Annotated in this window: 11 protein-coding genes; 4 read left to right on the plus strand and 7 right to left on the minus strand. The window is 62.8% G+C overall.

What is annotated here, in order from left to right; translation table 11 throughout:
- Positions 1–6 precede the first annotated feature (6 nt).
- The 3 genes from IGS60_RS18390 to IGS60_RS18400 form a co-directional block, all read right to left on the minus strand.
- Entirely contained in the window at positions 7–1,143 is a 1,137-nt protein-coding gene (locus IGS60_RS18390; RefSeq protein WP_230505767.1) for a DegT/DnrJ/EryC1/StrS aminotransferase family protein, read from the minus strand.
- 206 nt (positions 1,144–1,349) lie between these two features.
- Positions 1,350–3,023 carry a glycosyltransferase family 39 protein gene (locus IGS60_RS18395; protein WP_230505768.1) on the minus strand — a complete coding sequence of 558 codons (1,674 nt, stop codon included), beginning with the start codon at positions 3,021–3,023 and terminating at the stop codon, positions 1,350–1,352.
- Positions 3,020–3,412, minus strand: a complete 393-nt coding sequence (locus IGS60_RS18400; protein ID WP_070219140.1) for an Mth938-like domain-containing protein — start codon at positions 3,410–3,412, stop codon at positions 3,020–3,022. The genes IGS60_RS18395 and IGS60_RS18400 overlap by 4 nt, the downstream gene beginning before the upstream one ends.
- 423 nt (positions 3,413–3,835) lie before the next feature.
- Here IGS60_RS18400 and IGS60_RS18405 point away from each other — a divergent pair, with 423 nt between their 5' ends.
- Both IGS60_RS18405 and IGS60_RS18410 read left to right on the plus strand, forming a co-directional pair.
- Entirely contained in the window at positions 3,836–5,065 is a 1,230-nt protein-coding gene (locus IGS60_RS18405; RefSeq protein ID WP_034750427.1) for a pyridoxal phosphate-dependent aminotransferase, read from the plus strand.
- 71 nt (positions 5,066–5,136) lie between these two features.
- Positions 5,137–6,459: a homoserine dehydrogenase gene (locus tag IGS60_RS18410; protein ID WP_070219142.1), complete on the plus strand. Its 1,323-nt coding sequence runs from the start codon at positions 5,137–5,139 to the stop codon at positions 6,457–6,459.
- Between the two features lie 67 nt (positions 6,460–6,526).
- Here IGS60_RS18410 and IGS60_RS18415 read toward each other — a convergent pair whose 3' ends face one another.
- The 4 genes from IGS60_RS18415 to IGS60_RS18430 all read right to left on the minus strand — a co-directional run bounded on the left by IGS60_RS18415 (position 6,527) and on the right by IGS60_RS18430 (position 9,965).
- Positions 6,527–6,880: a ribonuclease E inhibitor RraB gene (locus IGS60_RS18415; protein ID WP_083293510.1), complete on the minus strand. Its 354-nt coding sequence runs from the start codon at positions 6,878–6,880 to the stop codon at positions 6,527–6,529.
- 143 nt (positions 6,881–7,023) lie between these two features.
- Complete coding sequence (locus IGS60_RS18420; protein WP_070290554.1) at positions 7,024–7,584, minus strand: outer membrane beta-barrel protein; 561 nt, start codon at positions 7,582–7,584, stop codon at positions 7,024–7,026.
- A 168-nt stretch (positions 7,585–7,752) separates the two neighbouring features.
- The gene (locus IGS60_RS18425) at positions 7,753–9,246 is read right to left on the minus strand and encodes a sensor histidine kinase (RefSeq protein ID WP_230505769.1); all 1,494 of its coding nucleotides are present in this window, start codon (positions 9,244–9,246) and stop codon (positions 7,753–7,755) included.
- Positions 9,243–9,965 (minus strand): response regulator, encoded by a 723-nt coding sequence (locus tag IGS60_RS18430; RefSeq protein WP_070219206.1) that lies wholly within the window; start codon positions 9,963–9,965, stop codon positions 9,243–9,245. Before IGS60_RS18430 ends, IGS60_RS18425 begins: the two co-directional genes overlap by 4 nt.
- A 214-nt stretch (positions 9,966–10,179) precedes the next feature.
- Between IGS60_RS18430 and IGS60_RS18435 the strand changes: the two genes are divergently transcribed.
- The gene (locus IGS60_RS18435) at positions 10,180–11,241 is read left to right on the plus strand and encodes a porin (RefSeq protein ID WP_230505770.1); all 1,062 of its coding nucleotides are present in this window, start codon (positions 10,180–10,182) and stop codon (positions 11,239–11,241) included.
- A gap of 3 nt (positions 11,242–11,244) precedes the next feature.
- Entirely contained in the window at positions 11,245–12,240 is a 996-nt protein-coding gene (locus IGS60_RS18440) for a tripartite tricarboxylate transporter substrate binding protein (protein WP_230505771.1), read from the plus strand.
- Positions 12,241–12,248: the final 8 nt, after the last annotated feature.

Consider the following 12,248-nt stretch of genomic DNA (forward strand, 5'->3'; position numbering starts at 1 on the left):
CGCTGCTCATTTGATGAGAATGGATTTGACGGTGGCGACGGCGCGTTCCACGTCCTGTGTCGTCATGGCGTAGAACATTGGCAAGGTCACGGTCAGGCGGCCGATCTGTTCCGAGACGGGGAACATGCCCTCGGTAAAGCCGCGTTCGCGGTACATGGTAAACAGGTGGATCGGTGCGTAATGATAGCCCGTTCCCACGTTTTGCTGCGCCATGGCCTGCATGAACGCGGCGCGCGTGCCGGGGCCGTTGTCGGGCAGGATGATCTGGAACAGATGCCAGTTGCTGTTTTCAAAGTCCTGCACGGGCAGCCGGGCGCCGCTCTGCGCTTCGAAGTCGCTGCCGAACTGCGCGAAATAGTGGCGCGCCAGCGCGCGGCGGTGGGCCGTGATGGCGTCGATATTGGAGAACTGGCCCAGGCCGATGGCGGCCATGATGTCGCTCATGTTGTATTTGCCGCCCAGCACGTCGACGTCGATGCCGTCCACGCCGCTGCGGGTGACACCCTGCAGCCGGTATTTCTCGGCCAGCTTCGCTTCTTCCAGGTTGTTCAGGACGAGGCAGCCGCCTTCGCCCGTGGTGATGTTCTTGTTGGCCTGGAAGCTGAACGAGACGAAGTCGCCAAACGCGCCGATGCGCTTGCCTTTCCAGGTGGAGCCGAACGCTTGCGCCGCGTCTTCCACGACCCTTAAATTGTATTTTTCAGCAATCGCGTACAGGCGGTCCATGTCGACGGGCAGGCCGGACAGGTAAACAGGGATGATGGCTTTCGTACGCGGAGTGATGGCCGCTTCCAGCTTGTCGAGGTCGATATTCCGGGTGACGGGGTCGATGTCGGCAAACACGGGCGTGGCGCCCACTTCGATGATGACGTTGGCCGTCGCGACCCACGACACGGGCGTGGTGATGACTTCGTCGCCGGGGCCAATGCCGGCGATGCGCAGCGCGATTTCCATGGTGCACGTGCCCGAATTGAAGGTGCGCACGGGACGCCCGCCGAAATACTCGGACAGCTGGGCTTCGAATGCCTGCACTTTCGGGCCGCTGGTGATCCAGCCCGAGCGCAGCACCTCGCCGACGGCGGCGATGGTCGCCTCATCGATGGTGGGTTTGGAAAAAGGCAAAAAGGGCAGGGTAGAGGTCATGGGGCGCGGTTCTTGAGTCGGTATGGTGTCAGGGTATCTGTGTTGCCGAGGCTGCCGTACGGTGAAAAGCGGCCGGCAGGCATGGCTATTTTATATCGTCAGTATGGCGGCGCAGCCGGTTCAGCGGTGAAAAAATCATGCCGATGCGGGGGCGGGGCAAGCTGGCCGGGGGCGCGATCCGTGCTGCCTCGCGCCCCAGTTAAACATTATTTGTTGGCAATGACCATGCGGCGCGCGTCCTCGGCAATGACACGCATGGGCACGCCACGTTGTTGCAATTCCTTGTAGCGGTCCAGGCTGATAATGGCCATGTCGCGCACGCCGGCGTTGGCATCGTTCGTCCATTGCGTGATGAAAGGCTCGATGTTCGGGATCGACAGTTCCGGCTGCTGTTTCAGGCCAAACGTGAATTCATCCCAGTAATCGACGAGGATCACGGGCCGCTGCAGATAATAGGTCAACGACTGTTCGTAGATGCCGACCGAATAGAGCTTGGTATCGGCCGTCAGTTCGGCCTGGATCTGCGGCAGCATGTCGGTGCCTGCGCGGTTCTGGCCATACAGTTCGGAGCCGGCCAGGATGCAGTGCGTGGCCAGGAAGCCGGCGCCGGCGATCGTCAGCACCGTCATGTCGCGGCGCAGCTGGCGCGCATGCAGCAAGGCCAGGGCGCCGCCGGCCAGGGCGAAGAAGCCGGCCGCCATCAGCCATGGCTGGTAGCCTTTCAATGCAATCAATGCTGCCGGATCGCGCGCGCTGGCCTTGCTGAACGCGATCGGTCCGCCGATCAGGATGGCAGCGCCCAGCACGCACAGCAGGCCGGCGGCGAACAGGCGCTGGCGGCGCGATGCCGATTCCAGGTACAGCGCCACCAGCAAGGCCAGCGCCGGGAAGATGGGCACGATATAGCCGGGCAGCTTCGAGGTCGAATAGCTGAAGAAGAAGAAAATGAAGACGGCCCAGACCAGCAGCATCAAACGGGGCTGGAAGGCGCCTTCCTGACGCTGGAAGGCGGCGGCCAGGCTTTGCGGCAGCAGGCCTATCCATGGCAGGATGCCGGGAATGAGCAGCACGAGGAAGTAATACCAGGCGCCTTCGCGCTTGTGGCCCTTCATCAGGAAGCGCTGGAAATGCTCGTGGATGAAGAAGAAATGCGGCTGCTCTGGATTGCGCAGGGCGACCAGCACGAACCACGGCGTGGCGATGGCAAAGAACACCAGCAAGCCCTTGACCAGGTGCAGACGCGTCCAGATGCGCCAGTCGCGCGCACACAGCGAATACAGCACCAGCACGGCGCCCGGCAGCACGATGCCGATCAGGCCCTTGGCCAGCACGGCGAGCGCCATGGCGGCCCAGCAGGCCAGCATCCAGTTGCGCCGCTCCGTCGCCGTGGCGTCGTCGCGCTGGGCGATCAGCAGGCTGCCCAGGGTCAGGGTCATCATGCCCGACAGGCCCATGTCCAGCGAATTGATCTGGCCGGAAGCGAGCCAGAACAGGCTCGACGCCAGCACCAGGCCCGCATACAGGCCCACGCGCGGGCCGAAGACCTTCTTGCCCGCGTACGCCGTCATGCACACGCCGATGATGCCGCACAGGCCAGTCCACAGGCGCGCCTGCCACTCGCCCAGGCCGAAGGCGGCGAAGGTCAGCGCATTCATCCACGTTTGCAGCGGCGGTTTTTCAAAGTACTTGATGCCGTTCAGGCGTGTGGTGATCCAGTCGCCCGTGACGAACATCTCGCGCGCCATCTCGGCGTAGCGGCCCTCGTCGGGCGGCACCAGGGTGCGCACGCCCAGCGCATACAGGGTGACGACGATGAAGATGCCCAGCAGGGACCACATCAGCACCCGCGACGAGTGCAGTTCGTTGACATTGATTTTCATGCAGGCTTGCCTGCGGCCGGGGCCAGGATCAGTGCCAGGGTGACTTTGCGGCCCTCGCCCATGAGGATGTTGTAGGTGCGGCAGGCAGCCTGGCTATCCATGCATTCGACGCCGATGCGGCGCATGGTCAGCGCGGCCGTCAGCTTCGGGTGCACGAAGCGCTGGCGCTCGCCCGTGCCGAGGATGACCACGTCGGGCGCATCGGCCAGGATTTGCGCGAAATGCGCCTCGTTCAATTGTTCGAAACTGTCCACTTCCCACGCGCGCGGCGGCGTTTCCGGCATGACGATCAGGCTGTAGTTGTACGGCTGGGCATTGATCTCGACGCCGTTTTCGTCATAGCCGGTGACAGTCTGGTATTGTTGGGTGCTGCTGGCGTGGAGTTTCATGGCGATATCGGGGCTGGTCGTGTCGGTTGATCGGTACGCGCGCGGCCAAACTGGGTGCCGCGGCCAAGGGCGTAAGCATGCCATAAATGACAGAAAAGAGCGACTGAAAAGCAACATCCTTTCCAATTTGCAATGTTCGGCGCCACAGTGGCGCTGCATGCTGGCGCCATGGTAATGCTGCAAGATTAAGGGAAGATGAAGATGGCGCCCGCCCGATAGTCGTCCGGCTGCGCCGGCGTGGCAGAATCGGCGTCAAATGCTGCAGTTCGCCATGTTTAATTTGATAAAATGGCCTGTTTTCGGCGAGAATGGTTGTTTTCGCCTTGCAGTCTTTCGCATCGCAGTTTCACGGGTTCATAGTTCTGGCGCGGCGGCCACGCTGCAAGCTCAAGTCTCCGCGCCGCATCACGACAGGGATTTATTTTGCGACCGATTCAGAAATCGAATAAATTGGCGGACGTCTGCTACGACATCCGCGGCCCGGTCCTGGAAAAATCCAGGCAAATGGAAGAAGAAGGCCACAAGATCACCAAGCTCAATATCGGCAATCTGGCCGTATTCGGCTTCGATCCGCCCGACGAGATCGTGCGCGACATGATGCTCAATCTGCAGAACGCGGCCGGCTATACGGATTCGAAAGGCATGTTCGCGCCGCGCAAGGCCGTCATGCACTACACGCAGGGCAAGAATATCGCCGGCGTGACCATCGATGACATTTACCTGGGCAATGGCGCTTCCGAACTGATCGTCATGTCGATGAACGCCCTGCTCAACAGTGGCGACGAAGTGCTGGTGCCGGCGCCCGATTATCCGCTGTGGACGGCCGCCGTCAGCCTGTCGGGCGGCAATCCCGTGCATTATGTGTGCGACGAGCAGAACGAGTGGTATCCCGACATCGAGGACATGCGCCGCAAGATCACGCCGCAGACCAAGGCCATCGTCGTCATCAACCCGAACAATCCTACCGGCGCGCTGTACCCGGTTTCCGTGCTGCTGCAGATCGTCGAACTGGCGCGCCAGCACCAACTGATCATTTTCGCCGACGAGATCTACGACAAGGTGCTGTACGACGAAGCCGAGCACGTGTCGATCGCCTCGCTGGCCGACGACGTGCTGTTCATTACCATGAACGGCCTGTCGAAGAATTACCGCTCCTGCGGCTACCGTTCCGGCTGGATGGTAGTCTCGGGCGAAAAGCGCCACGCCAAAGATTACATCGAGGGCCTCAACATGCTGGCCTCGATGCGGCTATGCGCCAATGCGCCGGGGCAGTTTGCCATCCAGACGGCGCTAGGCGGCTACCAGAGCATACAAGACCTGGTGGGGCCCGGCGGGCGCCTGTTGAAACAGCGCGACCTAGCGCACAAGCTGCTGACCGATATCCCCGGCGTCACCTGTGTCAAGCCGAAGGCCGCGCTGTACATGTTCCCGCGCCTGGACCCGGAGATCTACCCGATCGCCGACGACCAGCAGTTTGCCTATGAATTACTGGCCGAAGCCAAGGTCCTGATCGTGCAGGGCACGGGGTTCAACTGGATCGCGCCCGACCATTTCCGCGTCGTCTTCCTGCCCAACTCCGATGACCTGACCGAGGCCATGGGGCGCATTGCGCGCTTCCTCGAAGGCTATCGCAAGCGTCACGGCCGGGGCTGAAAGCCAGCAGCAATCTCGATCAACCTGGCGCCGCCCAAGGGGGCGCCACTTATGAGCAGTCAAGCACAACTATGAAATCCATCAAGATCGGCCTGCTGGGCCTGGGCAACGTCGGTTACGGCACGTTCAGCGTCCTGAAACGCAACCAGGAAGAAATCAAGCGCCGCGCGGGCCGCGGCATTGACGTCGTCGCCGTCGCCGTGCGCGACGTGGCGCGCGCCGAAGCGCTCGTCGCCGGCGGCTGCAAGGTCGTCAATGACCCTTACCTGATCGTCAACGATCCCGAGATCGACATCGTCGTCGAACTGATCGGCGGCTACGACCTGTCGAAAACCCTGGTGATGCAGGCCATCGCCAACGGCAAGCACGTGGTGACGGCCAACAAGGCGCTGCTGGCCGTGCACGGCAACGAAATCTTCGCCGCCGCCCAGGACAAGGGCGTGATGGTGGCCTTCGAGGCGGCCGTCGCCGGCGGCATCCCCATCATCAAGGCGCTGCGCGAAGGCTTGACGGCCAACCGCATCGAATGGATCGCCGGCATCATCAACGGCACCACCAATTTCATTCTGTCCGAGATGCGCGACAAGGGCCTCGATTTCGCCACCGTGCTGAAACAGGCGCAGGAACTCGGTTACGCGGAAGCCGACCCCACCTTCGACATCGAAGGCGTCGACGCCGCACACAAGGCCACCATCATGTCGGCCATCGCCTTCGGCATTCCGGTGCAGTTCGACAAGGCCTACGTGGAAGGCATCAGCAACCTCAATGCCGTCGACATCCGCTACGCCGAGCAGCTGGGCTACCGCATCAAGCTGCTGGGCATCACCAAGCGCGCCACCGTCAATGGCGTGGAAGGCATCGAGCTGCGCGTGCATCCGACCCTGATCCCAGCCAAGCGCCTGATCGCCAACGTGGAAGGCGCCATGAACGCGGTGCTGGTGCACGGTGACGCCGTCGGCGCCAGCCTGTATTCGGGCCGCGGCGCGGGCGCCGAGCCGACCGCTTCGTCGGTGATCGCCGACCTGGTCGACATCACGCGCCTGGCCACGGCCGATCCGGAGCACCGCGTGCCGCACCTGGCGTTCCAGCCGAACGCGATGACCGATATCGCGATCTTGCCGATGTCGGAAATCACCACCAGCTACTACCTGCGCATGCACGTGGCCGACCAGCCGGGCGTGCTGGCCGACCTGACGCGCATCCTGGCCGAACGCGGAATCTCGATCGACGCCATGCTGCAAAAAGAGCCGGCCGAGGGCGAGACGCATACGGACATCATCATGCTGACGCACCAGACGCAGGAAAAGAACGTCACGGCCGCCATCGAGAAGATGGAAGCGTTGAACAGCGTGGTGGGCACGGTCACCAAGATCCGCCTGGAAAACCTCAGCTAAACGTTTTCAGCGATCCATGCAAAACGGCGCCCGCGGGCGCCGTTTTTTTATGCGTAATATCGTCGGATTACGCCGCCGTACCGACGGGGCCCACGTCCATGCCGTCATAGCTGGCCAGCTGGTTGTCCTGCGCAAATGCCATCAGTTCGCCATTGCGCGCATGCAGGCTGTCGACGCCGTGCACTTCGGCCTTTTCCACGTGCAGCACCCACACGGGCGGTGCCGCCGGATCGTCGAGTTCCGGCTGGTACAGTTCCACGGGGCGGTAGCCCTGCAGCGCCAGCAAGGTGGCGGCCTGTTCCAGCGGCTCGGACGTCGGGTTGGTGAAGTAATAGCCCCACAGCAGCGGCTGGGACAAATCCCACGGCGCGTTCTCGGCGATATTGGCAAACAGTTCGGTTACATCGTCTTTGGTCATCATGGCAAGGTGCCTTCTTAAAATCTCAGGGCGCGATCTTAGCATCCATGCCGCCTGCACGCCATTCGCCCATAAAAAAACCGGCTGTGCAGCCGGTTTCTTATCCGCCATTACATCGGCAGGAGATTAATTCGCGCAAGTGCGAATTAGAACTTGTAACGCAGGCCGATCGACAGCAGGTCGGCTTTCACTTTGGAGCCATCTTCGTTTGCTACTTTGCCGAAGTTTTCGTATTCCGCAACAGCCGACAGGTTTTTATTGATGTTGTAAGCAGCACCGATACCAAACAGGGCGGAAGTTTTGTTTTTCGACACGCTCTCGCTGAAATTGAGTTCGCTGACGGTGGCTTTGGTGCGGTTCTGCGATACGCCAGCCTTGGCGAACAGCGAGAACTGTTCGTTCAGTGGCAGGGTGCCGGTGGCGGCGACGTAGAATGCATGGCTTTTCACTTCCATTTTTCCGCCGTCAAATTTCTCTGTCAGTTTGCCGAAGTCGACATAGCCAGCTTCCGCGCCGAAGTTTTGCGTAAAGTCATAGCCAGCGTAAGCTTTGTAGCCGGTGTCGCTTTTTTTGATCGAATCAAATTCGTCCGATGCTTTCAATTCGGAACGGCCGACGTTAACGCCGACGTAAGCGCCTTCAGCTTGGGCGAACAAAGGGAATGCCAGGGCGGCGCCAACAACTACTGCGAACAATTGCTTTTTCATATTAATCCTAGATAATTAATGCGGGGAGACTGCCTCGCCGCTTAATGGGAACCGAATTGTATAGGGATGAATATGTTTATGTAAGGCAATTATTCAAAAAATATTACAAATAATGTACTTGTTGTTTTGGTGCAACATTCAATATCGAAGGTATATCTGTCTGGTACCTCATGCGGCGCCGCCGAAATGCACGCTGACCTTCAATCCGTGCCCATTCGCCGCCGTCGCCAGTTCCAGTCTGGCGCCGTGCAGGGCGGCGATGTCGCGCACGATGGCCAGGCCCAGACCGGCGCCGCCGGGGTTGCTCTCGAGCGCCGCGCCGACGCGGTAAAACGGCGTGAACACGCGTTCGCGCTCGGCCGGCGGGATGCCGGCGCCGCTGTCTTCCACTTCCAGCACCGTTTCGTTTCCATGACCGCCCGCGCGCACGCGCAGGATCACGCTGCCGCCCTGTGGCGTGTAGCGCAGGGCGTTGTCGACCAGGTTGGCGACCAGTTCGTGCAGCAGCAGCGCCTGGCCATGCACGGGCGCCTCGTCGGGCGCTTCCAGCGACAGGTCGATATTTTTGGCGACGGCGGCCATGGCCATTTCCAGTCCCACCTGCTGCGCCACGTCGCGCAGCGCGACGGTGTCCATCGCCAGGTTTTCGCCGCCATGTTCGATGCGCGCCAGGGTCAGGAGGCGGTTGGCCAGCAGCACGGTCGAATCGGTGGTGACGGCGATCGAGCGCACGATGTCGCGCAGGGCGGCGATGTCCGGCGGCGCACCCGCCTGGCGGTCGCACTCGCGCATGGCCAGTTCGGCCTGGGTTTTCAGCACCGTCAACGGCGTGCGCAGCTGGTGCGAGGCGTCGGCGATGAAGCGGCGCTGACTGGCGATCAGCTGCTGCAGGCGCGACATGGAACCGTTCATGGCGCTCACCAGCGGACGCATTTCCTTGTGCACCAGTGCGGGATCGACGTCGGACAGGTCGGACAGGGTGCGCGTCTCGACTTCCATTTTCAGGCGCATCAGCGGGCGCAGCACCAGGCGCACGGCAAACCACACGAGGGCGCCCATCACCAGCACCATCGCCGCCTGCCAGATCAGGGTGTCGAACAGGATCTGGTTCGACAGGCCGCGCCGCGCATCCAGCGTTTCGGCCACCTGGATCAGGGCGATGCCGCGCATCGAGTCGTCGTACACGGGCTGCAGCAGGGCGGCGATGCGGATCGGCTTGCCGTGGTAGTCGGCGTGGTAGAAGCGCACCAGTGCCGGATAATTCTGCGAACGGGGCACGTTTTTCGGCACGGGCGGCAAGTCGCCGTAGCCCGACACCAGTTCGCCGTTGATGCCCGTGACCTTGTAGTAGATGCGGCCCAGGGTATCGGTCTCGAAGCTGTCGAGCGCCACATAGGGCACTTCGGCCACGACCTTGCCGTTGACGATGGAGACGCGCTCGGCCAGCGCCCGCGTCGACGCCAGCAAGGAACGGTCGTAGGCCATGTCGGCCGCGTCGAGCGCGTTGCGGTAGACAAAAACGGCATCGAGCAGCACCAGCATGACCAGCGGGATGAGCAGCCAGCGCAGCAGCTGGCTGCGCAGGCTGCCCAGCGGCCGGCCCTGCGCCCAGCGCCGGCGCAGGCGCTCGAACAGGGGCCGGCTGGGGGCGCGCACGGTCATTTTGAGGCGGCGGGCGCCATCGCGCTGCGCGGCTGCAGCAGGTAGCCGATGCCGCGCAGGGTGGTGATGACGGCGCCGTCGGGCGAACCGCTTTCCACGCCGTTTTCCAGTTTCTTGCGCACGCGGTGGATATACAGTTCGATGGCGTCCAGGTTGGCGTCGTCGGCCAGCGCGAAGACTTCGTCGAACAGCTTTTCCTTCGAGACGGCGCGTCCCGAGCGCGTGATCAGCGCTTCGAGTACGGCGTGTTCGCGCGGCGTCAGGGGAAAAGGGGCGCCGGCATAGCTGAACATGCGCGTGACGGTGTCGAAACTGAGGGCGCCGCAGGTGTGCACGAGCGCTTCGTTGCCCTGGCTGCGGCGCAGCAGGGCTTTCACGCGCGCTTCCAGTTCGGCCAGTTCGAACGGCTTGGCCATGTAGTCGTCCGCGCCCAGGTTCAGGCCCTGCACCTTGTCATCGAGGCCGCCGCGCGCCGTGAGTATCATGACGGGAGTCTTGCCGCGCGTGCCGCCGCGTGCGCGCAGGCGGCGCAGCACGTCCAGGCCATCCATCTTCGGCAGGGAAAGGTCGAGCAGCACCAGGGAATATTCCTGCGTATGCAGCAGGGCGTCGGCATCGGCGCCGTTGTGGGCGGTCTCCACCGTCAGGTGCGCGTCGCGCAGGGCCTTTGCCAGCCAGTGCGACAGCTCCAGATGGTCTTCCACTAATAATATGCGCATGGTCTCCGCCATTCGTTTGAATTGGTGCAGTGTAAGCCTCTCGGCACGCCGCCGACAGGGGCCGCAATGAATTTGTTGGTATTGCTTGTGGCTGGCCGGCGACACCTGTCAGTCTGAAAGCGAATTGAAAGGATCACGATCATATAGTGTGATCCTGATTCATGAAATTGATCAGGCATATCACTAATAACTATATCTAAGGGAGACACTCTACATGAAGAAAACTGCATTCTCGCTGGCCGCAATGGCGGTACTCGCCGCCGCTGGCAGCGCCCACGCCCAGTCGAACGTCACCCTGTACGGCCGCCTGGACGCCGGCATCAGCAACACCAGCAACGCCGGTCCGAACAAAAGCTCGATGACGCAAGTCAGTTCGGGTGGCATGAACACCTCGCGCTGGGGCATCCTGGGCAGCGAAGATCTGGGCGGCGGCCTGAAAGCCGTCTTCAATCTGGAAGGCGGCATCCTGGTCGACACGGGCGCGGCCGACGGCGCGCTGTTCAAGCGCCAGGCCAACGTGGGCCTGGAAGGCGCGTTTGGCCGCGTCGTGCTGGGACGCTCGTTCACCACCGTGTACGACTTCGTGCTGCCATTCGATCCGATGGCCTATGCGCCGTTCTATTCGTGGGCCACTTCGGCCAACGCGTCGGGTCCGAGCAAGTATGGCATGACGACGGCCTTCGACAACATGGTCAAGTACTCGGGCAAGACGGGCGACTTCAGCTACGGCGCATCGTACGGCTTCGGCGAACAGTCGACGGGCAGCTCGGACAGCGCCAAGCTGTCGACGGCCGTTACCTACAAGACGGGTCCCGTCAGCCTGCTGGCCACGTATGAACAGGTGAACGGCAATGCCATCGCCGGCGGCGCGCGCGACAAGACCACCGTGTACCACCTGGGCGCCATGTACGACGACGGCCCGTGGAAAGTGCAGGCGGCGGCGCGCGACTACAAGCTCGATCCGGCAGCAGCCGGCAAGGCCGACGTGCGCGGCACCCTGTACTGGGGCGGCGTCAGCTACAAGACCACGCCGGTCATCACCCTGACGGGCGTGATCTACTACCAGGACGTGAAAAACGTGGCGGCGAGCCTCAATGCCGATCCGATCATGTACGTGGCGCGCGTGCGTTATGCCCTGTCCAAGCGCACGGACCTGTACGTGGCCGGCGCCTATGCCAAGGCCAAGCACAACCAGCTGGTCAGCCTGTCGCGTGACGATGCCGGTTTCGGCGACACGCAGCGCGGCCTGATCGCCGGCATCCAGCACCGCTTCTAAGGCATGACGATGCCGCGCACCGCGTTCCTGTCGTTGCTGCTGTTGTCGGCGCTGCTGCCCGCGCCGGCAACAGCCGCCGCGCCTGAAGTCGATTGCGTGGTGCCGTCCAAGCCGGGCGGCGCCATGGACCTGACCTGCAAGCTGGCGCAGAAAGGGCTGCTGCAGCCCGATCCGGCGGCGGCAGCGCCGTTCGCGTCCTCGGTGCGCATCAGCTATCTGCCCGGCGGCATCGGCGCGGTGGCGTGGCGTTCGATGGGCTCGCAGCGCCGGCGTGCCGAAGCCAACACCCTGGTGGTGTTTTCGGGCGGCTCGCTGCTGAACCTGGCGCAAGGCAAGTTCGGCAACGCCAAGACGGGCGACGTGCGCTGGGTGGCGGCGCTGGGCGCCGACTACGGCATGATCGCCGTGCGCAGCGACTCGCCCTACAAGACCCTGGCCGACCTGATCGCCGCGCTCAAGCGCCACCCCGACAAGGTGCTGATCGGCGTGTCCGGCACCATCGGCAGCCAGGACTGGCTGAAGATGGCGCTGGTGGCGCGCAAGGCCGGCATCGACCCGAAAGTGCTGCGCTTCGTGGCACTGGAAGGTGGCGGCGAAATATTTACGGCGATGCAGGCCGATTACGTGCAGGTGATGTCGGGCGACACCTCGGAAGCGACCCTGAATGCGGGCGACAGCCATGCGCGCGTGCTGGCGGTGCTGTCGGAAAAGCGCCTGCCCGGCGTGCTGGCCGGCGTACCGACGGCGCGCGAGCAGGGCATCGACGTGGTGTGGCCCATCATTCGCGGCGTGTGGATGGGGCCACAGGTGCCGGAAGCGGATTACCAGCGCTGGGTGGCCAGTTTTGAACGCGCCATGGCCACGCCGCAGTTTGCCCAGTGGCGCACGCAGGCGGGCATGTATCCGTTCGCGCTGACGGGCGACAAATTGACGCAGTACGTGAACCAGGCGGTCGAACGCTATGCCAGGCAGGCCGCCGAACTGGGCCTGATGCGCTGAAGCCAATA

It is taken from the genome of Janthinobacterium sp. FW305-128 (assembly GCF_020858135.1).
Taxonomy (GTDB): Bacteria; Pseudomonadota; Gammaproteobacteria; order Burkholderiales; family Burkholderiaceae_D; genus Janthinobacterium.